The 25,782-nt window shown below is 37.2% G+C and carries 16 protein-coding genes and 9 pseudogenes; 1 reads left to right on the top strand and 24 read right to left on the bottom strand.

The genetic code is table 11. The annotated features are described in order from the left end of the window. Nucleotides 1–18: 18 nt before the first annotated feature. From msrB to parE, 5 genes and pseudogenes are all read right to left on the bottom strand, one after another. Complete coding sequence (msrB, locus tag NBRC111893_RS04500) at nt 19–450, bottom strand: peptide-methionine (R)-S-oxide reductase MsrB (protein WP_125008153.1); 432 nt, start codon at nt 448–450, stop codon at nt 19–21. Nucleotides 451–558: 108 nt separating this feature from the next. Then, a pseudogene (locus NBRC111893_RS04495) lies at nt 559–1,486 on the bottom strand (manganese-dependent inorganic pyrophosphatase). A 13-nt stretch (nt 1,487–1,499) separates the two neighbouring features. Beyond that, a complete protein-coding gene (locus NBRC111893_RS04490; protein WP_125008152.1) occupies nt 1,500–2,465 on the bottom strand; it encodes a LysR family transcriptional regulator in 966 nt (321 codons plus the stop codon). Nucleotides 2,466–2,573: 108 nt separating this feature from the next. After that, nucleotides 2,574–5,012 carry a DNA topoisomerase IV subunit A gene (parC, locus tag NBRC111893_RS04485; RefSeq protein ID WP_125008151.1) on the bottom strand — a complete coding sequence of 813 codons (2,439 nt, stop codon included), beginning with the start codon at nt 5,010–5,012 and terminating at the stop codon, nt 2,574–2,576. Between the two features lie 12 nt (nt 5,013–5,024). Beyond that, nucleotides 5,025–6,982 (bottom strand): annotated as a pseudogene (gene parE / locus NBRC111893_RS04480) (DNA topoisomerase IV subunit B). A gap of 147 nt (nt 6,983–7,129) precedes the next feature. Here parE and plsY point away from each other — a divergent pair. Next, nucleotides 7,130–7,753 carry a glycerol-3-phosphate 1-O-acyltransferase PlsY gene (gene plsY / locus NBRC111893_RS04475; protein WP_191984819.1) on the top strand — a complete coding sequence of 208 codons (624 nt, stop codon included), beginning with the start codon at nt 7,130–7,132 and terminating at the stop codon, nt 7,751–7,753. A gap of 230 nt (nt 7,754–7,983) precedes the next feature. On the opposite strand, the pseudogene NBRC111893_RS12285 reads toward plsY, so the two are convergent. The 19 genes and pseudogenes from NBRC111893_RS12285 to recG all read right to left on the bottom strand — a co-directional run bounded on the left by NBRC111893_RS12285 (nt 7,984) and on the right by recG (nt 25,721). After that, nucleotides 7,984–8,854: pseudogene (locus tag NBRC111893_RS12285) on the bottom strand (aldose 1-epimerase family protein). 26 nt (nt 8,855–8,880) lie between these two features. Then, nucleotides 8,881–10,290, bottom strand: a complete 1,410-nt coding sequence (gene hslU, locus NBRC111893_RS04465) for an ATP-dependent protease ATPase subunit HslU (protein WP_125008150.1) — start codon at nt 10,288–10,290, stop codon at nt 8,881–8,883. 12 nt (nt 10,291–10,302) lie between these two features. Beyond that, nucleotides 10,303–10,845 carry an ATP-dependent protease subunit HslV gene (gene hslV / locus NBRC111893_RS04460; RefSeq protein WP_125008149.1) on the bottom strand — a complete coding sequence of 181 codons (543 nt, stop codon included), beginning with the start codon at nt 10,843–10,845 and terminating at the stop codon, nt 10,303–10,305. A 14-nt stretch (nt 10,846–10,859) separates the two neighbouring features. Beyond that, nucleotides 10,860–11,789 carry a tyrosine recombinase XerC gene (gene xerC / locus NBRC111893_RS04455; RefSeq protein WP_125008148.1) on the bottom strand — a complete coding sequence of 310 codons (930 nt, stop codon included), beginning with the start codon at nt 11,787–11,789 and terminating at the stop codon, nt 10,860–10,862. Between the two features lie 138 nt (nt 11,790–11,927). Next, a complete protein-coding gene (gene rplS / locus NBRC111893_RS04450) occupies nt 11,928–12,287 on the bottom strand; it encodes a 50S ribosomal protein L19 (RefSeq protein ID WP_125008147.1) in 360 nt (119 codons plus the stop codon). Nucleotides 12,288–12,418: 131 nt separating this feature from the next. Next, a pseudogene (gene trmD, locus NBRC111893_RS04445) lies at nt 12,419–13,176 on the bottom strand (tRNA (guanosine(37)-N1)-methyltransferase TrmD). Beyond that, nucleotides 13,166–13,690, bottom strand: coding sequence for a ribosome maturation factor RimM (gene rimM / locus NBRC111893_RS04440; RefSeq protein WP_125008146.1), 525 nt, complete (start codon nt 13,688–13,690; stop codon nt 13,166–13,168). The pseudogene trmD and the gene rimM overlap by 11 nt, the downstream one beginning before the upstream one ends. 76 nt (nt 13,691–13,766) lie before the next feature. Beyond that, entirely contained in the window at nt 13,767–14,015 is a 249-nt protein-coding gene (locus tag NBRC111893_RS04435) for a KH domain-containing protein (RefSeq protein WP_125008145.1), read from the bottom strand. A 21-nt stretch (nt 14,016–14,036) separates the two neighbouring features. After that, nucleotides 14,037–14,309, bottom strand: coding sequence for a 30S ribosomal protein S16 (rpsP, locus tag NBRC111893_RS04430; protein ID WP_125008144.1), 273 nt, complete (start codon nt 14,307–14,309; stop codon nt 14,037–14,039). A 106-nt stretch (nt 14,310–14,415) separates the two neighbouring features. Then, nucleotides 14,416–15,868, bottom strand: a pseudogene (ffh, locus tag NBRC111893_RS04425) (signal recognition particle protein). A gap of 13 nt (nt 15,869–15,881) precedes the next feature. Then, the gene (locus tag NBRC111893_RS04420; protein WP_125008143.1) at nt 15,882–16,223 is read right to left on the bottom strand and encodes a putative DNA-binding protein; all 342 of its coding nucleotides are present in this window, start codon (nt 16,221–16,223) and stop codon (nt 15,882–15,884) included. 138 nt (nt 16,224–16,361) lie between these two features. Continuing rightward, a pseudogene (gene ftsY / locus NBRC111893_RS12095) lies at nt 16,362–17,371 on the bottom strand (signal recognition particle-docking protein FtsY). Between the two features lie 617 nt (nt 17,372–17,988). Then, a complete protein-coding gene (smc, locus tag NBRC111893_RS04410) occupies nt 17,989–20,601 on the bottom strand; it encodes a chromosome segregation protein SMC (protein WP_125008142.1) in 2,613 nt (870 codons plus the stop codon). After that, entirely contained in the window at nt 20,558–20,833 is a 276-nt protein-coding gene (locus tag NBRC111893_RS04405; protein ID WP_125008141.1) for a hypothetical protein, read from the bottom strand. Before NBRC111893_RS04405 ends, smc begins: the two co-directional genes overlap by 44 nt. A 29-nt stretch (nt 20,834–20,862) precedes the next feature. Beyond that, a pseudogene (locus NBRC111893_RS04400) lies at nt 20,863–21,547 on the bottom strand (AAA family ATPase); the annotation flags it as partial. A gap of 20 nt (nt 21,548–21,567) precedes the next feature. Then, nucleotides 21,568–22,257, bottom strand: a complete 690-nt coding sequence (rnc, locus tag NBRC111893_RS04395) for a ribonuclease III (RefSeq protein WP_125008268.1) — start codon at nt 22,255–22,257, stop codon at nt 21,568–21,570. A 77-nt stretch (nt 22,258–22,334) separates the two neighbouring features. Next, nucleotides 22,335–22,574 (bottom strand): acyl carrier protein, encoded by a 240-nt coding sequence (acpP, locus tag NBRC111893_RS04390; RefSeq protein WP_125008140.1) that lies wholly within the window; start codon nt 22,572–22,574, stop codon nt 22,335–22,337. A gap of 54 nt (nt 22,575–22,628) precedes the next feature. After that, nucleotides 22,629–23,677 (bottom strand): annotated as a pseudogene (plsX, locus tag NBRC111893_RS04385) (phosphate acyltransferase PlsX). A 17-nt stretch (nt 23,678–23,694) separates the two neighbouring features. Beyond that, nucleotides 23,695–25,721, bottom strand: a pseudogene (recG, locus tag NBRC111893_RS04380) (ATP-dependent DNA helicase RecG). Nucleotides 25,722–25,782 lie beyond the last annotated feature (61 nt).

Below are 25,782 nucleotides of genomic sequence, written 5' to 3'. Positions count from 1 at the left end.
AACTCCTTCAATTATTAATTACTTGTTAAATAATTGTAAATATTGTTCATAGCCAGCATCTTTTAACTCAGATACCGGAACAAATTTTAACGCTGCTGAATTAATACAGAAGCGATTACCGCCCTGATCTTTAGGACCATCAGGAAAGACATGGCCTAAATGTGAATTGGCCTGCTTACTTCTAACTTCTTCTCGAATCATACCATGAGAAGTATCAATATTGTTATTGATCATTTCTTTATCAATTGGTTTAGTAAATGATGGCCATCCACAACCAGCATCATACTTATCAGTAGATGAAAACAGTGGCTCACCTGAAACTACATCTACGTAAATACCATCCTTGTAGAAGTCATCATACGCTCCTGTAAATGGCGCTTCGGTTGCAGCTTCTTGGGTTACTCGATACTGTTCATCAGTTAACTTATCTCTTAAATCTGATTTGTCCATTATCTGACCTCCATAAATGACAATTAAGTTGCACACAACTAATTATCATTATAATTGAAGTTCACAAATAGTAAATAAAAGAGGCTGCAAAAGCAGCCTCTTTTACAATTACTTAACCATTACATCGGTTAATTGAGGAACAACTTGTTTCTTACGAGAAACAACCCCTGGAAGATCAATCATATCATCAGTAATCTTCTTGTTAAATGCTGACTCAACTGCATCTTTAGGTCCACCATAGACAATCATCTTAGAATCACTATTTAACACGTTAGTAACTAACACTAAGAACAAGTCATATCTTTCGCTATCTGCTTCAGTGGCCATTGCCTTTAAGATATCAGCCTTACGTTTTAGAATATCATCAAAATCGACAACGTTAATTTGATCGATACGAACGTTTTTACCGCCTAACTCAAATGACTTAGCGTCTGAACCAATTAATTCTTGGTCGCTTTTAGCGTCAGTATTTGTACCTGCTTTAAGCATTTCAATACCATACTTATCAAAATCGATATCAGCAATTTCAGCCAATGTCTTCAAAGCAATTTTATCATCATCTGTAGTTGTTGGTGATTTTAATAATAAAGTATCAGAAATAATTGCTGAGAGCATTAAACCAGCGAGTTGAGCAGGAATTTCAACTTTATTTTCATCAAACATCTTAGTTAAAATCGTACTGGTACAGCCAACTGGTTCAGCACGGTAGAACAAAGGTGCAGTCGTGTTGAAGTTAGCAATTCGATGATGGTCAACTACATGGGTAACCGTCAATTTTTCAATATCACTAACACTTTGTTGAAATTCATTATGATCAACTAGCATAACGGAGTCAACTTCTGAAGCGGCTTCTGAAATCACTCGTGGAGTTGTTTCTTCGAAATAGTTCAATACAAATTGTGTTTCAGGATTTGGTTCACCTAAAGCAACTGCTTCAGTATCATAACCAAGTTTGTTTTGTAAGTATGAATATGCCTTTGCGGCAACAATTGCATCCGTATCAGGATGAATGACCAAAAATTAATTCTTTACTCATTATAAAAATCTCCCTATTCTTTTTCAGTTAATCTCGAAATGTAATCTTTTTCTTCAGGGTAAGCATTGAACTTATCTAAAAAGCGACCAATTCGAGGAATTTCGTTCTTGTTTTTACGATACACAAATTCCAGATCGAAATCAACATTTGGTTCTAATTCAGCGGTGTAAAGACCCTGCTCTTTTAACTTTTCTAAATCAACATTTAACATGTATGACTTAGGTAATGCGGTGTTTAAACCAGCGTTAACTGCAAAAGTTAAAATTTGTTCCGGCATAGTAAATCTGGCCTTGACTTTAGGAGCATCCACCATATTATTTTTAAATATTTCTTTAATTGCAATGCTTAGATAGTATTCAGTTGGATAAACTACCCAGCCGCGATCATTAGCGTCCTTAAGCTTAATCTTCTTTTTGCTAGCATTCTTCTCATTATGATGAATTAACCAGAGATCATCAGAGATAATCTTTTGAGAGCTATAAGGTTTCCAATTTTTAATTGATTCATCAGGCAAATACATAATTGCTAAATCAATTTTATTGTTTTCCAAACTTTCCCAAATTTCTTTTCTAGTTAACATATGGAAGTTAATAACTAAATCAGGATTTTCTTTATAAAGTTCCAAAGCAAATTGTTCGAATACCTTGGTTTCAATTGAAGCTAAGATTCCTAAATTAATTTCACCATTAGTAGAACTAGTAGCTTGTTGAATCTCATCTGTAGCCTGGTTTAAGATATCATAAATTTCATGAGTAGCCTTTAGCATAATGTAACCTGCATCGGACATTTTAAGTTTCTTACCAACAGAATAGAAAAGGTTAGTTCCAACAGTTCGTTCAAGTTTTTTAATTTGTTGAGTTAACGCAGGTTGAGTAATTCCCAAGATTTGAGCTGCTTGCGTATAATTCATTGTTTCTGATAATTGTAAAAAGTAAGTTAGCGTTTTTGATGAAAAAATATTTTCTTGTGTAGTTTTCACGTTGACTCTCCTTGAAATAAAATTAACATCATAAATAATTGTTATAACTACTATAATGCCAAAATAATAGATTATCAAATATTTATTCTTAATCTTAACCTTTTTTCATTAAATGATTGATATTTCCTGGGTCTTTTGCCGGATTACCATCGGTGTTCCCTCGGTTTGGACATCAACTACAAATGAACCATTAGAGTATCGGCCACCTAATGAGTAATCACTAGGAATAATATCGTGAAATTTTCGTCTCGTAGTAATGACTTCCAATGGGTCACTTGCGGATGCAAGAACAGTAAAGTCAACAATTTCGTGTGGCTCAGCTTTCAAAGTTCTTAGGATGTTTATCCCCTTGCGAGCTCTAGAAGTTACCGGAACTTCAGTCACCGCCATCTTCTTAAATGAACCTCGTTGAGTGATAAATCCTAATGTATCGTTTTCGTTGACGATTGCTAAGTTCGTCACTGTATCACCATCAGTCAATGCCATTGACTTTACTCCGCTAGTTCTAGCACCGTAAGTTGCTACTTCATCAATTGAGAATCTAAGTGCTAGACCATGTCTAGAAGCAAGTAATAGCTCTTGATTAGTTTGTTGATCATCAATGAAGTCAACTGCTATAACTCTTGCATCATCAGACTTCATCTTAACGTAAGTATAGGCGTGTTTTTTATAAGTTCTCCCAGGAGTTAAGTCACTGAACTCAACTCGTTTGATATAACCATCATTGGTGGCGATTAAGAAGCACCCAGCGGTCTTCAAGTCAGAGAAGCTGTAGGTGGCAATGATTTCTTCGTTAATGTCTAACCCAATCGATTGAGAAATATGCTCACCCGTGTCTTTCCACTTAACATCAGTGATTTCAAATACTGGGCGATAAATTAAATTGCCCTTGTTAGTGAACATAAACAGATGATCACGAGCGTTAATTTGTTTGGTAAAAATGGCATAGTCATCATCTTTTAATCCAGACTCATCTGCTGAAGCAGTAAATGAGCGCAAACTACTCCGTTTAATGTATCCGTCATGTGATACCAAGACCATAACATCTTCATCTGGAACAATAACATCAGTACTAATCTTAATATTAGCGACCTTTTCTTGAATTTCAGTTTTTCGATCATTTCGATATTCTTTACCGATTGCCTTTAACTCCTTGGCCAAAACACGGTTAAGTTCCTTGTCATCGTTCAAAATCTTAGTGTATTCATCGATTTCTTTAGAAAGTTTATCCGCTTCATTTTCAAGTTCGGTAACGTCAGTATTTGTTAAACGATACAATTGTAAGGCAACTATTGCGTCTGCTTGAGTTTCAGAAAAATCGTATTCGTGAACTAAATTATCACGTGCATCGCGCCGATTCTTGCTAGCCCGAATGGTTTTGATAACTTTATCAAGAATTGACAAGGCCTTAATTAATCCTTCAACAATATGCTGACGACTAGCGGCCTTGTTTAAATTATACTGAGTTCTTTTTTTAATGATTTCCTGCTGAAACTCTAAGTATGACTTTAAAATAGTTTGTAATGAAAGCCTTTCAGGACGCATCTGGTTAATTGCAACCATATTAAAGGTATATGAAACCTGTAAGTCAGTATTCTTGAACAAGTAGTTCAAGACTCCTTGACTGTCAACATCACGCTTAAGTTCGACCACGATTGAAAGACCTTCACGGTCACTTTGATCACGAACTTCAGCGATTCCCTCAATCTTTTTGTTTAATCTAATTTCGTCAATTCGCTTTACCAATTGAGCTTTATTAACTTCATAAGGCACCTCGGTAATAACAATTTGTGACTTATTACCTCGTAGATTTTCGATAGTGGTTTTTGAACGAATGACGATTTTTCCATGTCCCGTCTCATAAGCCTTTTTTATGCCGTCAATCCCCTGAACGATTCCACCAGTGGGAAAGTCAGGACCTTTAATAAACTGCATTAAATCATCAAGTTTAGCATCAGGATGCTTTTGTAAGTACAAAATTGCATCGATCACTTCGCCTAAGTTGTGAGGTGGAATATCCGTTGCGTAACCGGCTGAGATTCCAGTAGAACCATTTACTAATAAGTTAGGAAATCTTGAGGGTAATACGGTTGGTTCATATTCAGTATCATCAAAGTTTAATACCCAATCAACTGTATCTTTATCAATATCGCGTAGCATTTCGGTAGAAATCTTGCTAAGCCGGGCTTCAGTATACCGCATCGCGGCAGCCGAATCTCCATCCATTGAACCGTTATTACCATGCATCTCAATTAACGGTTCTCTTAATTTCCAATCCTGACTAAGTCTAACAATGGCCTCATAAATCGAACTATCACCATGGGGGTGAAAATTACCCATTACATTACCAACAGACTTGGCCGATTTTCTAAATCCCTTGTCGTAAGTATTACCATCTTTATTCATGGCATACAAAATTCTTCGTTGAACGGGTTTTAAACCATCTCTAATATCTGGGAGCGCCCGTTCTTGAATAATTGACTTTGAATATCTTGCAAAGCGGTCTCCCATGACCTCTTCAAGCGTTATATCTTCAATTTTACTCAATCAATGTGCCTCCTACTGATCTGAAGTATTGTCTAAGATACTTCCATCTTCTTCAAGGGTAAATTTAACATTGTTCTCTATCCAACGACGGCGAGGCTCAACTTTATCACCCATCAGTGTTGTAACTCTGCGTTCTGCTAATGCAGCATCATCAATTCTAACGCGAATTAAAGTTCTGGTATCTGGATCCATGGTTGTTTCCCAAAGTTGGTCAGCATTCATCTCTCCAAGACCTTTGTAGCGTTGAAGACTATAACCTTTGCCAAAATCTTTCGCTAGTTCATCAAGTTCTTCATTAGTCCATGCGTACTGCGTCCGCATTTTTTTACCACTGCCTTTTTGAAGTCGATAAAGAGGTGGTAATGCGATAAATACATGACCATTCTCAATCATTGGCCGCATATACTTGTAGAAGAAGGTTAACAAAAGAATCTGAATATGAGCACCATCATCATCGGCATCAGTCATGATAATAATTTTGTCATAATTAGCATCTTTAATCTCAAATCGGCACCAACTCCCGCACCAATCGTGTAAATCATCGTGTTAATTTCTTCATTCTTCATGATATCTTCTAGTTTGGCACGCTCTGTATTAAGTACTTTACCACGAAGTGGCAAAATTGCTTGATAACGCCGATTTCGGCCTTGCTTTGCTGATCCACCAGCAGAATCACCTTCGACTAAGAACAATTCATTCTTACTGTAATCTTTGGATTGAGCAGGTGTTAACTTACCAGATAATAAACGTTCCTGTTTTTTCTTGTGTTTACCATTTCGACTCTCATCACGAGCCTTACGAGCTGCTTGGCGTGCTTGACGAGCTCGCAGCGCCTTATGTACCAAGGTTTGGGCGAACTCGCCGTTTTCCATTAAATAGTATCCCAATTGTTCGGAAACGACGCTATCAACGATTGCTCTGGCTTCGGGAGTTCCTAATTTCTCTTTAGTTTGCCCTTCAAATTGAAGCAATTCTTCAGGAACCCGTAATGAGATAACTGCTGATAAACCTTCACGTACATCAGCACCATCAAGATTTTTATCTTTTTCTTTTAAAAGGTTAACCTTACGCGCATACTCATTAAAAGCCTTAGTCCAAGCGTTTCTAAGACCTGATTCGTGGGTACCACCGTCTTTAGTTCTAACATTGTTTACGAACGATAACAGGGTCTCAGAGTAGCCGTCATTATATTGGGCCGCTACTTCAACTTCAACACCTTGTTTAGAACCATCAAAGTACATGACATTACCTAAGGTGTGCTTATCCTCATTAAGGTAGCCAACGAATTCTTTGATTCCGTCTTCAAAATGATAAGTTTCTTCAGTTTCCGGATCAGTCCGTTCATCTGTTAGTGTAATTTTGGTTCCTTTTAACAAGAACGCTGCCTCACGCATGCGTTCTGCAATGGTACCAAAATTGTACACTGTGCTGGTAAAAACTTTTGGATCTGGTTTAAACGTTACCGTTGTCCCCGAGGTTTCCTTGGTTTTACCGATTTTTTTTAAATGGTTTCGATACGTGACCACCGTTTTCAAAAACTTCTTCGTACCGATAACCATCACGAATAATATCTACTTTAACGTATGATGAGAGTGCATTAACAACACTTGCCCCCACACCATGCAATCCACCGGAGGTTTTATAGCCACCTTGACCAAACTTTCCACCAGCATGCAATTGAGTAAAGATAACCTCAACCGTTGGCTTTCCGGAGCTGTGCATACCAACTGGCATACCTCTTCCATGATCAACCACCGTAATGCTGTTATCCTTATGAATAACAACATTAATTTCTTTACCAAAACCAGATAACACTTCATCAACAGCGTTATCGACAATTTCATAAACCAAATGGTGCAATCCTCTTGAATCAGTCGATCCAATATACATTCCCGGACGCTTGCGAACGCGTCTAGTCCCTCTAAAATTTGAATTGAGGAATCATCGTAACTTTGGCTTTGCTTTGACATTTATTCTGACTCCTTTACTTGCAATCTATTTCATAATACCTTAAAACAATGGCTTTGAAAACGAATTTTATTGGCTTAACTTTAGAATAATGCTAAAATAATTCTTGCTTGTGAAAACTAAAAATTGATAATTAATGAGGTTTTAAAGTGAATAATAGTACATACGAAATTATATTGATGTTGATCTTAGCATATTTATTAGGTTCCATACCAAGTGGTGTCTGGATTGGAAAACTCTTTTTTAATATTGATATTCGCAGACACGGATCCGGAAACATCGGTACCACTAATACCTATCGGGTGTTAGGACCAATCGCCGGTAGTATCGTAATGATTATGGATATTTCAAAGGGGGTAGTTGCTACCTTACTACCAACATTCTTCGGTAACCACTCCCTTACCCCACTTATCTTTGGCTTAATGGCCATATTAGGTCATACCTTTTCAATTTTTGATAAATTCAAAGGTGGTAAGGCTGTTGCGGTCAGTGCGGGGATGTTGTTAGCATATCAACCAATTTTATTTATTATCGCGCTTTCAATGTGGTTACTCTTGATCTTCGTATCGAGCACGGTTAGCTTTGCTAGCATCGTGGCCTTCATTATCATAACTATCGTCATTTACTTTACACATGACATTCTCCTAAGTATTTTAGCTTCGGCGTTAACAATTTTTATCATTTACCGTCATTGGCCTAATATTATTAGGATGCTTCATGGAACAGAAAACAACGTCGTTTGGTTTATACTATTGGTTCTACAAACGAAATAAGCGTTAATCGTTAATTTAATCGCCATAAAAAATCAGTGGAATTAATTCCACTGATTTTTTATACCTTTAGTATCACTATGTTACAGAACGCCTAGTAACGGATAACTAATCATAACACAATTAAGCTAAAACTGAACATACGTTTCGGTAAGTTTAGTCAAAAAATCCGACTTTGACTTTCAAATTAGCATTTGAAAATCAAGTCGGTCATTTGCATTTAGCAATTCATTTTAAAAAAATGTTAGTTCGTACTTACCAGTAAACTAGCTTGGGGTTGAAGTCTATTAGTAGCAAATTTGTCCTTAAGTTCACCATCGGCATCCACAGTATCAGCTAGCCCCCACCAAGGTTCAATACAAACAAATGGGGATTCTTTAGGGTACGGTGACCAAATACCAACATATTTAGCATTATCGATATGCACTGAAACGCCTGTTTCACTAATCCCATTTCCCAGCAACAAGGTTGCCTCATCACCATTAAGCTCAAACACCTGCGCATCGTGCTCAAATAGCTCGTGGTTTAACATTAACGGATGTCTTAAGTTAACGATAGAGGTGTCGTTAGGATCGCTGTAAGGAGGCTTTAAAGGTATCTTAGTGTAATCCTTTTGCGGAGCAATTGAATATGATAATCTTCAAAACCGCCCTCATATGGATTAAATGGCACATTAAACCCAGGATGGGCTCCAAGTTGAAAAATCATTTCTTGGTTATCCAAATTAGTTACCGTCATTGAAACATTTAGTTCATGGTCTTGCAATTCATACTTAACGGTTAATTTGAACGAAAATGGATAATTTATCAGTGTATTGGCACTAGCTGTTAGCGAGAGTGTTACGTCGCTGTTTGTTTGTGACTCAACCTCAAACTCATTATCTCTGGCAAATCCATGCTGCGTCATTTGATACGTATTTCCAGCGTACTTATACCGGTCGTCCTTTAACCGACCAACGATTGGAAATAGGATTGGCGCATGGCGTCCCCAGTATTGTTTATCAGCTGTCCAGATATATTCAGTATCACTAGACTTAACACTAGTTAATTCAGCCCCTAAGGGATTGATTAGTACCGTTAAATAATCATTTGTAAGTTTAATCATCGTTTCCCCGCACCCCTAATTTAATTTTAAAGGATATATCTTGAAAGATCTTTATTACCAGCTAGTTTACCAACCTTGTCATCAACATATTGTTCAGTGATGGTAATTTCACCCATTTGCATGTCAGGTCCTTCATAAAGAATATCTTCAAGTAATTTTTCAAGAATTGTGTGCAATCTTCTAGCACCAATATTGTCAGTATTGTGGTTCACATCTGAAGCAATTTCCGCAATTTTATTAATGGCTTCAATAGTGAACGTGATATTGATATTATCTGTGCCAATCAAAGCAACATATTGTTTAGTTAGTGCATTAGTTGGTTCAGTTAAAATTCTGACAAAGTCTTCCTTACTCAAGTCATCAAGTTCAACCCGGATCGGGAATCGACCTTGAAGTTCCGGAATTAAGTCAGATGGTTTACTAGTAGCAAATGCTCCTGAACCGATAAATAAGATGTGATCGGTATTAATCGTACCGTACTTAGTATTAATTTGAGAACCTTCAACGATTGGTAAAATATCACGTTGAACCCCTTCTCTAGAAACTTCACCAGAATTGTTTGAATTACCACCAGTGATTTTATCAATTTCATCGATAAAGATAATCCCTGTGTTTTCAGCTCTAGTAATCGCATCATGATAAAGATCAGCTTGATTGATCAACGTTTCAGCTGCTTGGTGAGCTAAAATATCACGAGCTTCTCTGACTGTCACCGTTCGCTCGATTTGTTTTTTAGGTATTAGCCCGGACAAAGTATCATTTAAATCAATTCCCATTTGGTTCATCATACTGTTTTGACCAGCTGGGTTACTTGATGGATCATCCACTTTGATTTTAACTTCGTTATCTTCTAATAAACCAGCTCTAAGCTTTTCTGAAGTAGACATTCGTTCTTCACGAATATCGCTAGTGATCTCTTCTTCAGGCGCATCATTAGTAGGCATTTCACCCTTTTGCATTGCTGAAAACATGCTCATTAGGTTTTGCATGTCGTTTTTATTATTTTGTTTTTTCTTTGCAGGAACTAGTAACTTAACCAGTTGGTTATTAGCCTCTTTTTCAGCATCAACCCGAACATTTTTATATGCTTCTTCGCGTTGAAGATTAACTGAATTTTCAACCAGGTCACGAACCATTGATTCAACATCAGAACCTACATAACCAACTTCAGTGAATTTAGTTGCTTCAACTTTAACAAATGGGGCTTTAACAATTTTAGCCAAGCGTCTAGCAATTTCAGTTTTACCAACCCCAGTTGGTCCAATCATTAATAGATTTTTAGGAGAGATCTCATCCTGCATGTCTTTAGATAATTGCATTCTACGGAATCGATTTCTTAATGCAACCGCAACTGCCTTTTTGGCATCGTTTTGGCCAATGATGTATTGGTCTAATGTTTCAACAATTTGTTTTGGGGTGATTTGTGATTCGTCCACGTTTTATTCCTCCTACAACTCTTCTGAAATAACATTTTGGTTAGTAAAGATATCAATAGAACCAGCAATATGAATTGCCGCTTCAGCAATTTCTTTGGCACTCATATTTTCAGCATGATGCTTCATAGCGGTAGCAGCAGCTAGTGCGAAGTTACCGCCTGAACCAATTGCAAGAATATCATCATCTGGTTCGATAACTTCACCAGATCCAGACACTAGAAGCAGGTCTTTATCATTCATAACGATTAACAGAGCTTCCAATTTTTGTAAAGCTTGATCTTTCCGCCAGTCCTGAGCTAATTCAACAGAGGCCCGCTTTAAATCGCCGTCATATTGACCAAGTTTAGCTTCGAATCGTTCCTCTAAGTTAAAGGCATCGGCCACACTGCCGGCAAATCCAACAACGACTTTCCCATTAAAGATTCGACGAACCTTGTGAGCTGTTCCTTTCATGATTACTTTTTCACCCATAGTTACTTGTCCGTCACCGGCCATTGCAAGGTGACCATTGTGCCGAACAGCACAAATTGTAGTTGCTTCAAATTTTACTGGCATAAAAAATTAAACTCCTATTCTTGATTTTTATTTGAACGGGGAAAGAATTGATTATAATCATGCACCAAATGTGATTTAGTAACATGAGTATAAATTTGGGTCGATGACAAACTAGCATGCCCTAATAATTCTTGGACTGTCCGCATATCAGCACCATTATTTAACATTGCCGTAGCAAAGGTGTGTCGCAGCATATGAGGATGAATATCGGAACTGAGACTGCTTTTTTTTATGATGTCATCCAATACATATTCAATTCCTCTAGCGCTAATTGGCTTACCGTAATGATTAATAAATAAATACTGATGATCTTCGTGATGATTAACCATAAGTCGTTCCCTTACTGGAAGGTACTTAGTTAAGGCATCTTTAGCATGTTCACCAAAAGGGACGTAACGCTGTTTGTTTCCCTTTCCGAAGATTAACATCATTTTATTAGCAAAATCGATTCTGTCAAGGGTAAGTCCGGCACATTCACTAACTCGAATTCCGGTAGCGTAGAATACCTCTAGTAACGCTAAGTTTCTAGTACTTAAAGGATTGTCTTCATCTTCGGCCACACTATTAAATAACGCCTGCATTTCTGATTGATAAAAGAACCGCGGCAATTTTTTATTCTCGGCTTTGAGATGAACGTATTCAAACGGATTCGCTGACGACAGATCATTTTTTATTAGATAATTATAAAACGTTCTGAGGGCTGATACCTTTTGAGCTACCGAATTTTTCGAATAGTTATGATCATACAAACTGGTTAAATAAGCTTCCACATCATAGGCATCAACCTTTAGCAGGGATGCATCTTCTTGGTTAGTTTGATTTAAAAAAACGATGAAAGCTTGAATATCTCGTTGATAAGCAGAAACTGTATCATCAGAGTACTTCCGTTCGTTTTTTAAATACTTTAAAAACCAAGTTAAATTTTGATCAACAGCACTAATCATACTGACACCCCCTTGTCCTCAGTTAATAATAACAGATTATTAATCTTAGATTGGTTCCGTTTTCAAAAATTTAAAAATTATCAAGAAAAAAAGGCCGAAACCCAATAAATTGGATTTGACCTAATTTTGCGATAAAGATTATCTTGAACGACGTGATGCAGGGATACGAGCAGCTTTTCCTTGTAATGCACGCAAGTAGTAAAGTTTGGCACGACGAACACGACCATGACGAACTACTTCGATTTTGTCAACACGTGGTGAGTGTAATGGGAAGATACGTTCAATACCAACACCGTTACTGATCTTACGAACAGTATAAGTTTCTTGGATACCTGAACCCTTACGCTTGATTACAACACCTTCGAACAATTGGATACGTTCACGTGTACCTTCGACAACCTTAACGTAAACTTTAACAGAATCACCGGTACGGAATTCTGGAATGTCGCTACGTAATTGGTCATTGTTAAGCTTTTCGATTAATTGATTTTGTCTCATGACTAAATCTTCCTTTCAATAGCATTCATTATCTGTTCGACAGCGGAATGTTGTTTTACGGTTTGCACCAGATGTTAGTGTATCATAAATTATAATTATCTGTAAAGAGAATTTTCTTGTCATGATAATTACTACTTTTGGTTTTGCTCTTCTTCCACACGCACGTCTGCTAGCAAATGTTTTTGTAAATCAGTTAGCTTTTGATGATCAATTAAATCAGGCCGGCGAGTGTATGTTCTTCTTAATGATTCTTTTTGGTTCCATTCGAAAATTTTCTTATGGTCTCCACTAATTAAGACATCAGGTACTTTCATACCTCGAAATTCTGCTGGACGAGTATATTGAGGTCCTTCTAGTAAGCCAGTTGAAAATGATTCAGTAACTGCAGACTCATTGTTTCCTAATACACCATCAATTAACCGTGAAACGCGTCGATCATTACCATTGCCGGTAATTCACCACCAGTTAATACATAATCGCCCAAGGAATACTCATCAGTGACAATTGAACGAATTCTTTCATCATAGCCTTCATAGTGACCGCAGATGAAGGTTAAGTGCTCAGATTTTGCTAATTCTTCTGCATCCGTTTGTTTAAACTGCTTACCAGCAGGATCCATTAGAATTACTTTGCCATCTGGAATGCCCTTGGCATGAGCCTCTTGTTGCGTATGCTCGAAAGCATCTAAAATTGGTTGTGCTTGGAGTAGCATACCGGCACCCCCACCAAATGGATAATCATCAACGTGATTATGCTTATCAGTCGTAAATTCTCGAAAGTTAGTGACATTGAAATCAATAATCTGGTTTTCAATTGCCTTACCGATAATAGAATCATGCATTGGGCCAGTAAACATTTCTGGAAATAGACTTAATACATCAATCTTCATCATCTAACCCCTCTGGAACTTCAACTTGAATTTCACCCTTATCGAGATCAACACTTTTAATGACTGAATCAATTTTAGGTAGCAAAAGATCGGATTTATGATCTCGTTTAACTACCCAGACATCATTGGCCCCCGGAGCGAGGATTTCCTTAACTGTTCCAATAATATCTCCACTCTCAACAACGTCTAAACCGATAATTTGATGATAGTAATATTCCCCGTCAGCCAAATCATTATCTGACAAACTAGATTCATCTACCTTCAAAATAGCAGGTTTGAACTTAAGAACGTCGTTAATTGAGTCATAGCCTTTAAAATGTAAAATGATAAAGTTCTTTTGACTTCTAACCCCATCAATTTCTAATTGAATCATGGAATGAGTTTGTTCATCATCTACAAAAACACGGTTTCCTTTTTTAAATCTTTGGTCTGGAAAGTCCGTTGTTGAAATGACCCGAACCTCTCCTTTAATTCCTTGAGTATTAACTAATTTACCAACGTTAAAATAATTCAAATTATATCTCCTATATTTCTATCAATAGATAATAAAAAGCTCTTAAACAAAACCACCGTTTCGAATAAGAACTTTTTTATTTCTTGCCATCATCAACGACAAGACGCACTTTTTTTGAACCTGAAACAGGGACACTGTAAACCAGCGTTCTGATTGTTTGAATTACGTGACCATGCTTACCGATTACCCGGCCAACATCATCATCGCTTAAATGAAGATGATATTCATTAAACCGATCAGTCTCCTGATGACTAATTTTAATATCATCTTTATCATCAATCAGTGGTTCAATTATAGTTTTTATTAATTCATCAACATTAACCATGTCGTAGAATCACTCACTTTACTATTTTGAGTATTTAGCTTCGTGATACTTCTTCATGATACCAGCATCAGATAAGATATTACGAACAGTATCTGATGGTTGTGCACCATTGTTTAACCAGTTAAGAATTGATTCTTCTTCCAAAGTTACCTTTGATGGTTGAACTAATGGGTTGTATGTTCCAACGTTTTCGATGAAACGACCGTCACGAGGGCTACGTGAGTCAGCAACTACGATACGGTAGAATGGACGCTTCTTTGAACCCATGCGCTTTAAACGAATTTTAACAGACATGTTTATTCCTCCTATAATCTTTTAACGTATTATAATATACCAACAAATTGAACGGTTGTAAAGGTTTTTTTCTTTACACCATAAAACCCTTGGTAAATATTGGTAATTACTTGTGTTTCTTTTTTGATTTTAATCGTTTTTTCTTATTCTTACGAAGCTTACGACTCATTTGTTTCATAGCCAAGTTAGACATTTTTGAACCAAGACCACCGCCACCCATACCAGTGGCGTTCATCATGTTCTCCATACCTGACATGTTACCTTTAGAAACCTGATTCATCATTTTTTTCATTTTGATTAAACTGCTTGATCATCCGATTAACTTCTTGGATTGGGCGACCAGATCCGGCAGCAATTCGACGTCGACGTGAAGGATTCAACACATCGGGATCTTCTCGTTCTTGATTAGTCATTGAGTACACAATTGCTTTAATGTGTTCCATATCCTTAGGGTCCATATTGACGTTTTGAAGAGCCGGATTGTTAGCCATACCAGGGATCATCTTCATGATATCTTCTAAAGGCCCCATTTTTTGAATTTGACTGATTTGGTCAAGAAAATCATTAAAGTCAAAACTATTTTCTTGAATCTTTTCAGTTAACTCTTGAGCCTTCTTTTCATCATAATCTTTTTGGGTCTTTTCGATAAGCGAAAGCATATCTCCCATACCCAAGATTCTTGAAGCCATTCGATCTGGATAGAAAATATCCAAATCACTCATCTTTTCGCCTTGTCCAACAAACTTAATCGGTTTATCAGTCACAGCTCTGATTGATAAGGCGGCACCACCACGAGTATCGCCATCTAATTTAGTTAAAACAACCCCGGTTACATCTAAAGCATCGTTAAATCCTTCAGCAGTGGCAACGGCATTTTGTCCAGTCATTGCATCAATGACCAGCAGAATTTCATCAGGTTTTACTTCAGACTTAATATTTTGAAGTTCACCCATTAGAGCTTCGTCAATTTGTAGTCGACCAGCCGTATCGATAATTACGTAATCGTTGTGGTTCTCAATAGCTTGAGCTACCCCTCGTTTAGCAATTTCCACTGGGTCAACATCAGTACCTAATTGGAATACCGGTACGTCAATCTGTTCACCAACAGTCTGCAATTGATCAATCGCAGCAGGTCGGTAAACATCATCTGCAATCAATAATGGTCGAGCATTCTGCTCGTCTTTTAATTTAAGGGCCAATTTACCAGCGGTTGTGGTTTTACCAGCTCCTTGAAGACCAGACATCATAATGATAGTAGGAATCTTAGGCGCTTTGTTCAACGGAACAGCTTCCTCACCCATCATCTTGGTTAATTCTTCGTCAACAATCTTAATGATCTGTTGCGAAGGATTTAATCCGTCAAGAACATCGGCGCCCTTAGCGCGATCTTGAACTGTTTTAACAAAATTTCTTACAACGGTAAAGTTAACATCGGCTTCCAATAAAGCCAGTCTAATTTCCCGCATCGTTTCTCTTAGGTCAGCCTCGCTAATCTTACCTTTACCACGAAGCTTCTTCATTGCGTTTTGAAGACGCTCTGTTAAGCCTTCAAATGCCATATTTACACCACTCTCATTCTTCTTCAGTTGTTTCTAACGAACTGATTAGTTTGTTTAATTCTGTATCATCAGGATAATTCAATTGCACATATTCCTGAATTTGATCTAATTTAGAATTACGATCTGTGTAATTCTTGTATAAGTTTAATTTTTGTTCATAGCTAATTAAGATTTTTTCTGACCGCTTGATGTTATCATAAACGGCCTGCCGGCTAACATTAAATTCTTCGGCGATTTCACCTAGGGAATAATCATTAGCATAATAAAGCTCAAGGTAATTAGCTTGCTTCCCGGTTAAAAGCGGTTCATAAAACGCAAACAAGGAATTAATATAGTTGTTTTTTTCTAGTTCCATAATTGCTTCCTTTCCGGTTCCACATTAGTTTACAGTACCGATTTTTATTGAGCAAGTCAATATCAATAAAAAAGCGAGAATTAGCCAATTAACGTCAACTAATTCTCGCCTGTCATCAACAAACATTGGTTAAAATAATTAATCTTTAAATAGTCCTTTAAATAAACCATATACAAAGTTATTAGCGTCAAAATCAGCTAAGTCCGTTACTTCTCACCAAGACCAACTAATTTAACTGGTAAATGAAGTTCGTTTCTAATTGCTAACACGATTCCACCTTTGGCTGTACCATCTAGCTTAGTTAACACAATTCCAGTAACATCAGTTGTTTCTTTAAATGTTTTTGCCTGAGTCATTGCATTTTGACCAGTCGTCGCGTCCAAAACTAACAACACTTCATGCGGTGCATCGGGGATTTCTCTAGTTAATATTTTCTTCATTTTAGCTAACTCATTCATCAAATTAACCTTATTTTGAAGTCTTCCTGCAGTGTCCACCATTAAAATATCATAATTTTCCGCTTTGGCTTTCTTAACTCCATCAAATACAGAAGCCGCTGGATCAGAGCCTGCTTCTTTTTTTACAATATCTACACCGTCACGTTGAGCCCAAACATTCAATTGTTCAATCGCACCAGCTCTAAAGGTATCAGCCGCAACTAATAAAACCTTCTTACCTTCATCCTTAAAGCGTTTAGCAAGCTTACCAATAGTGGTAGTTTTCCCAACTCCGTTAACCCCAACAAATAGTAAAACGGTTGGTCCGCTAGCTGCCAAATGAATGGTATTATCTTCACCATTTCCTTCAGCGTCATACAGTTCAATCATTTTTTGAACTATAACGTTTTGGACATCCTTTGGTTTTTTAGCATTTTGAAGTTTTAACCTCGTCTCGTAACTCATCAGTAAGTTGAATTGCGGTTTCAAACCCAACATCAGACTCAATTAACATATCTTCGAGATGTTCAAAAATTCCTCATCGACACTTCTAAAGTTAGCAAACAAGGCATTTAATCTTTGACCAAATGTTGATCGACTCTTAGCTAATCCGTGTTCGTACTTAGTAGCTTTGTCATCTTGAGGATGCTCAACTTCCTCTTCTAATTCTGGTTGAGATTGTTCATCGTCAGTAGGTTCTTCTAGTTCAATCTTTGGCTGGTCAGCTTGGTCCACAACATCATCTGATTGTTGTTTAACAATCGCTTCATCGTCATGATGCTCAGCTGGTTCAGTCACTGATTCTTGAGAAGCAGCTGAATGCTCTTCCTCAACTACAGTATTCATTGTTGGCTTGTCGTCAATAATTGTCTTATTTTCTTTCTGTGTAGCTGATTCAGAACTAGTAACTTCGTGGTTTACTTCAGTTAATGAGGATAAATTAGGGTGATCTGAAGTATCTTTTGAAGTCATTGAATTTTGAGGTTGTTCACCACTGGTTACAGCTGAATTAAAAGTCGATGTTTTGTTAATTTCAGTTTTTTCTGGTTCAGTCAGTTCAGAAGTTTTTTGAGGGGTATCACTGACAGTTGCCATCTTTTTATCAGTCTCATGTCCGACTCCATTATTATCTTCTGATTGTCTATTAGTGACTATCTTAGTGGTATCTTGATCTTCTTCAATTGGACTGTTATCAGTAGTTGATTGATCAATATTTTCTTGATTATTAGCTGGTTGCTCCTGCTTTTCAGGTGCTTTAACTGGCTCTTCGGTTGGTTTTTGTTTATCGGTTTCTTTAGACCGACGTTTAAAAATATCAAAAAGTCCCATTATTTTACCTCTTCCTGAGTATTATCTAAATTGACGGAAATCACTTTTGAAACTCCAGATTCTTGCATCGTAATTCCATACAATTGATCTGCGTAAATCATGGTTTCTTTTCGGTGAGTAATAACAATGAACTGAGTATCTGCGCCATATTGTTTTAAATATTGAGCAAAACGATCAGCATTAAATGGATCCAATGCAGCTTCTGCCTCGTCTAGAATACAAAATGGCACCGGTCTAACCTTGATTAATGCAAACAACAAAGTGATGGCAGTTAAGGCTTTTTCACCACCGGAAAGTAGATTCAAGTCCCGATAGGTTTTTCCAGGTGGTTGAACCATGATGTCCATACCCGTATTTAACAAATCATCCGGATCAGTTAACACCAATTTAGCTTCGCCACCGCCAAACATTTCAACAAATACCTTAGCGAAGGACTTAGAAATATCCTTAAAAGCAGCGGAAAACTTAGTGCTAATTGTTTGATCCATAGATGACATTGTTTTTTGTAGCTTATGCTCGGCAGCAACTAAATCCTTTCGTTGAGCATCTAAGAATTCATATCTAGTCGTAACATCCGCAAACTCTTGGATGGACGCAACATTTACAGGACCAATTTCTTCAATACCTCTTTGAAGCATGTTAATTCTACTAATTAATTCGGCGATGTTGATTTTAGAAATGTCAAAGTCAGCGATAGCTGCCTCGTCAAGCTCATAATTGTCCAATAATTTGGCTTGGTTATTAGCTACTTTTTGCTTATCAAGCTTAACCTGTTCGTTTAACGTCTTGGCTTCATTATCCACATTATTCAAATTAATATTTTGCGTAGCTAAACTATCATTCAATGAATTAACCTCTTGATTTAGGTTAGTCATTTGCTGTTTAACATCTGCTAACTCCTGTTTGGTACGCTGTTCAATTAGCATATTGTCAGCGATTCGCTTTTCTAACGCTTGCTTAGTTGGTTGGTCACTAAGTTTAGCCGTTAATTGCTGCCGTTGCTGAGTAGCTTCGGTAATCACCTGGTCATTATTATCCAAACGATCTTGCGTAGCATTTACTTCTTTACTAACTTGATGTTGCTCCTGCTGTAACAAAACAAGTTGCTCATGTAGTTCATGCTGCTGTGACTGCTGGCTGGCTTCTAGGGATTGGGTATCAGCTTGCTGCTTTAACAATTGATTAATCTTTTTATCAGTTGCTTGTAGTGTGCCTTGAATAGCATTTAATTTTGAGCGTAGGTCACTCTCACTACTAGTCTCATTATCCGCCATTGTATTTTGATAGCCAAGTTTTAAAGTTTTTAACTGACGATCCAGCTGCTCAAAAATAGTCTGCTTTTGCTCGATTATCCGAGACTGCATCTCTACTTGTTGACTAGCATCACGTTGTTTATCTTGACTGGTACTAACTATTAAAGCAGTTCGATCCACCTGTGCCTTGAGCTTTGATAACGTCAGTTCCTTACTAGCCAGCTTTTGATTCATGTCAGCTACCACTTGACTTAAATTATCTAACTCTGCTTGTTGACTCAAAATACTTTGATTAGCCTTTTTAGCTGCCCCACCAGTTAGCGAACCACCGGGGTTAACTACTTGACCATCTAGCGTGACAACTCGATAACTATGATTAATTTGATTACTAATTGTCACTGCTGATTTCAAATCATTGGCAATGATTGTCGTTCCGAGCAGAAATTCAATAATTGCTTTAAATTTATTATCAAAACTGACCAAATCACTAGCCACGCCAATAAATCCTGCAAGACTCCTAATATTTGATAACACCGATTCAGCTATGTACTTAGCTCGGATAGTTTTTAATGGCAATAAGGTCACTCGACCCAATTTATGCTTCGTTAAAAATCGAATTGCTTGCGCGGCTACATCGTTAGTTTCAACAATTATATTTTGCGATTTACCGCCCATAGCGGTATCAATGGCGAGCACATAGTTCTTATCGATTTTAATAAATTCAGATACGGTACCATAAATACCAGGAAATTCATTTCGATGCTTAAGCAAATTTGAAACACCAAAATAATATCCACGATAAGAATCATGAATATTTTTTAAGGAGCTCAATTTAGCCTTGGCCTCTTCCGCTACCCGTAATGCCGATAGCCATTCACTATTCGCATTATCTGCTGCAGCTTTAATTTCATCATATTTTTTAACGTCATCCTCAAATTGGGATGCAGATTTATTTAACATGCTTTTTAACTTGCTTAGCTTACCATGTTCAGTCTGTAAATCAATTTTTTGATTATTAACTTGATTGGTTAACTTACTGATTCGATCAGCTTGTGATTGTAGTTGTTGGTTAAATTGTTGATTATCTCTTGCTTGCAGGTTTAATTGATTTTTTATTTCTGTTTGTTGTTGTAACAAATCAATATATTTGTCTCGATTAATCTGAACTTCATCAGAAATTGTTTGAGATGATTTCACTGGCATTTTAGCCTGTAGGTCATCAATTTGTGACTGCACATTAGCTAGCTTACGCTTAACCTCATTTTGCTTAATTACCAAATCTTCAAATGCTTGGCTTAATCTTTGCTTGGTATCTTCAGCCTCGGATAAAGTCGCTGTGATTTGCTTTAAATTTTTCATTAGTAAACGTTTGTTGTTGCGAATTTAACTCTTTGTGACTACGCAACTGTTCAACTTTTTTTGAAGTTTCAATTAGCTTAGTTTCTAAGGACTCAGCTTGCTCATTATTACTTTCTAAGTCCGCTTGAAGTTTAATTTTTCGGCTAGTTTGTTCCCTGATTTGAGCGGATAACTTAGCCTTGGTTTGTTCCAATTGGGTTAATTTAGCAGCCAGTGAATCAACGTTACTCATTAGTCGTTGAGTATCAACAATAAGCTTTTGTTTTTTCTAATTTTGTCAGCTGTTTTTTTTTGATCCAGGTAATCATTTGCCAGATTAGCTTGTTTTTCCAGTGGTGTCATTCGAGATTCAAGCTCGGTAATAATGTCATTAACTCGATCTAGATTATCACTAGTAGTAGTTAACTCCTTTTGAGCAGTGGTCTTTTGCTGTTTATATTTATAAATTCCGGCGACGTTTTCGATAATCGTCCGACGATCCTCAGAGGTACTATTTAAAATTGACTCAATATTTCCTTGCGAAATAATCGACAAAGAACCCTGGCCAATGCCAGAGTCCATAAATAAGTTAACAATGTCTTTTAACCGGCATTCCTTTTCATTAAGAAAATATGCACTGTCACCATTTCTGAATAACTTCCGAGCCACTTTGATTTCAGAAAATGATGATTTAATATATTCATCCTGATTATCAAGCGTTAATGTGACTGACGCCATGTTTTGTGATTTTCGGTCTGCAGAACCAGAAAAAATAACATCGAACATTTTTGTTCCACGCAATGTTTTAGCCGACTGCTCACCTAGAACCCAGCGAATCGATTCAGCAATATTACTCTTACCGCTCCCGTTTGGGCCTACGATACCAGTTAAACCAGTTGGAAATTCTATTTTTAGTTTTTTCCGCGAAGGATTTAAATCCCACGATCTCAATCGATTTTAGTTGCACAGGACCATTCAAACCCCAATCTACAATAAATTCATGTTACTTGTATCGAAGTGCTTAAGGGCTTGTTGAGCCGCTTTTTGTTCTGCCTCTTTTTTAGAATGACCTTCACCAATTCCGAATTCTTTATTAGCAATTAATACCTTTACTCGGAACATCTGATCGTTAGCTGGACCAAATTCTTCAACTAATTCATAGTCAATAGCAACAGGACCATCCTCTTGAGCAACCTCTTGAAGTTCGGTTTTATGATCAAAAAATTCGTCGAACATTCCTGAATCAAGTTTAGGAAAGATTACTTGGTGACAGAATTTTTCAACGGCTGCTTTACCTTGATCAAGATAAAGAGCCCCAACGAATGATTCAAAAATATCACATAGTAACGAATCTCGATCTCTGGCATTAGCTCGTTCTTCACCCTTACCTAAACGAATGTATTCATTAAAATGACATTCTCTTGCGAACGTACTAAAACTCTTTTCGTTAACCATTGCTGCTCGTAAACGAGTCAATCTTCCCTGCGGTAAACGCTCGTAACGTTTGAAAATGTATTCCGACACCACCAATTGCAATACGGCATCACCTAAAAATTCAATTCGTTCGTAAAATTTTAGATTTTGATCTTTATGTTCATTCACATAGGATGCTTGGGTAAATGCTTCATCCAAAAGATCATTATTGCTAATGGTGATATCAAAATCCCGTTTTAGCATTTCATTCAAGCCTTTTTATCATTTATTTCCTCCAAAATAATTAAATCAACCAGCTAAATAACTGATTGATTTGTTAATTACTGATGTTTCAATACGAAATCGACAGCTTCATTAATTGTATTTAATTTCTCTGCATCTTCATCTGAAATTTCTGCGCCAAAAGTATCCTCTAAATCGAGAACAAATTCTACGAAATCAATCGAATCTGCATCTAAATCATTTTTAAAGTTTAGGTCACCAGTAATCTTTGAACGATCAATATCAAATTGATCTGAAACCATATCGGCAATTTTGTTAAAAGCTTCTTCTTTATTCATCAAAAACACCCGTTTTATTTATTTTTATTTACGTACTTTAGCCATTATAGCAAATTATTTACGACTTTTAACACTCTCTTTAATGGCATCCAATTCCGCTTTGTGTTCATTTACATAATTGACCAAATCATCAATCATACCTGATTCATTAATCGTTTTAATCTGGGCTAAAGAATTTTTAACGATTTCTTGACGACTAGCTCCATGAGACTTAATAACTGGGGCCTTTAAGCCGAGAAACATCGCCCCACCATATTTAGAATAATCCATTTGGTCTGCAATTGAACTGAATACATTCTTTAGCATCAATGCGCCAAGTTTGTCTTTTAAACCACCATCTTGGATACCATGCTTAATCAATCTTAGCATGCTTAAGGCAGTTCCTTCGATACTCTTCAAAGCAGCATTGCCAGTAAAACCATCAGTAACGACAACATCAGCGGCCCCGTTCAATAATTCTCGAGCCTCGACGTTACCAATGAAGTTTAAGTCCTTATTGTCAGCCAATAATTCGTGAACTTCTTTATGCAGGATGTCACCCTTGTCAGATTCGGTTCCATTATTCAATAATCCAATTCTAGGATTATTAATTTTAAGAACCTTTTCTGCATAATATTTACCCATGAAAGCAAATTGGTATAAGTTAAGCGGCTTTGAGTCAGCATTAGCTCCAACATCTAGCATCACAAACTTATCTGCCATATCTGCCTTTGCATTGACCACTGGTAACGTAGTAGTCAAACCAGGACGATCAATCCCCTTAATTCGACCAACGACAAATAGACCAGCCGCTAAAATTGCTCCAGTATTACCAGCAGAATAGAAGGCGTCATTTTGCCATCGCTAACTGATTGAGCAGCTAACACTAAACTAGATTGTTTCTTTTTACGGATAGCCTTAACGGGCTCCTCACCCATCTCAATTATTTCATCAGCTTGAGTAATCTCAATATTTTGATCATTTTTTAGATATTTTTTTATTTCATCAGCAATCCCAAACAATTCATATTGAATGTCAGGATTCGCATCACGGCTCAACTCAACTCCGGCAATAATTTCTTTAGGAGCATAATCTCCGCCCATTGCATCAATAGCAATTCTCAATGTTATCATCCTCTCAATTAATCGGTAAAGATGGGTTGGTTCATTTTTAAGTACTTAGCTAATTGTACATTTTCCGGTTTTCTTTGCCAATTACTTTCCGAAGTAATTCGTTGAGCTTCTTGGTTAGCTACCGTTAAAATGTTTAAATCTTCGACGGGGTCTGCCACTTTAAAATCAGGAGTTCCTGATTGTTGTTTACCCGTAATGTCACCTTGACCACGTAATTCTAAATCTTTTTGGGACAAATAGAAACCGTCCGAACTTTCCGAGACAATCTGCATTCGCTTTTTCCCGTTTTCGTTTTTAGGATCCGCAATTAAAATACAATACGCCTGGTCACTCGAGCGTCCTACTCGACCACGAAGTTGATGAAGTTGAGATAAACCAAAGTGATCCGCATCGAAGATAACCATTGTGTTGGCATTCTTTACATCTACACCAACTTCAATCACCGTGGTTGCAACTAACACGGCAAATTGCTTATTAGAAAAGTCACCCATTGCTTGATTCTTCTCATCATTAGTCATTCGTCCATGGAGCAGCCCCACTTTAAATTCAGGCTCAAAAATTGATTGAAAACGTTCAAAAATGGCGACGGCATTTTTCATATCTACAGCTTCAGATTCTTCAATCAATGGAGTGACCACATACGCTTGCTTACCTGCAAGTAACTGTTTCTTTAAAAACGCAAGGGCACTATTAGTCTTAGCAGAAGAAATCCAGGTGGTTTTAACCGGTTTACGACCATTAGGCATTTGATCAATGATTGATACATCCATATCACCATACATTGTAATTGCCAATGTCCGAGGAATGGGAGTCGCCGTCATTGCCAAGATATTTGTGCCCGTCCCTTTCTGGCGCATTAATTGACGTTGATTAACCCCGAAACGATGTTGCTCGTCAATCACTGCTAATGTCAAGTTATGATAATGGACTGCATCTTGAAACAGCGCGTGCGTACCCACAACCAAATCGATTTCACCATTCTCAATATTAGGTAACATATTACGCCTAGCGGCTGCGGAGGTAGCTCCTGTTAATAAAGCAATGTTGATATTAAATCCCGCAAACAGGTTAGCCAAATTTTCAGCATGTTGCTCGGCTAAGATTTCGGTAGGGGCCATGATTACGGCTTGCTTACCAGCAGAAACCGTTGCCAGAATTGCAAGTGCTGCAACCACCGTTTTACCGCTGCCAACGTCGCCTTGAAGCAATCGGTTCATAGCATAAGGACTATCTAAATCCTTTAGAATTTCCTTTGCCACTTTTGATTGCGACCCAGTCAAATTGAATGGTAACTTACTTATAAATTCATTTACCATTTCTTCATTATATTTAATAACACTGGCATCATTAGGCTTGCGATGTGTTTGCTTTAGTTCTTGAATTCGCATCGAAAACAAGAAAAATTCCATAAACTTCGCAGTACGGTATGCCACATCGGCATCATGCGGAGATTTGGGAAAGTGCACATTTTGAATCATATCGTGAAACGATTCAAGGCGATATTTAGTTAGCAAATCTTGAGGTAAAACCTCAGGAATTACACCTTCATACTCATCGAATGCAGCTCTTACCAATTTTTTGATTGTTGCTTGTTTGACTTCTTTGGTAGCTGGATAGACCGAATCAAAACTAGCCCCTAAATCTTGCTGAATCACTTTCATACCGTTAATCTGCTGACGAGCAGCATCCAATGTTCCGTAGACCGATATTTCTGAGCCAACATTCAATTGTTTTTTTAACCAGGGCTGGTTAAAAAAAGTTACCGGGTAAGTTAAATCGTTGATTTTTAGCGCAAACTTAAGTCGACTTTTTTACGACCAAAGAACGAGACTGTGGGTTCCATGACTACAGTACCTCTAACAGTGACTTTTTGCCCACTATCGGTCGTTTGTGGATCTTTTATCGACAAATCATCATATCGCCTTGGATAATAAGTTAATAGATCATTAACTGTATTTATTCCAAGCTTATTCAAAGCGACACTTTTTTTCTCACCAACTCCGGTTAATGAACCAACTGGATCATTCAGTTCCAAAGAAATCACCTACTTTCAATCCAAATAAAAAGTTGGCAAGTGCCAAACTTAAAGTTAACTA

The sequence above is a fragment of the Lentilactobacillus kosonis genome (genome assembly GCF_003864335.1).
Taxonomy (GTDB): Bacteria; Bacillota; Bacilli; order Lactobacillales; family Lactobacillaceae; genus Lentilactobacillus; species Lentilactobacillus kosonis.
This window is presented reverse-complemented; position numbering and strand designations above follow the sequence as displayed.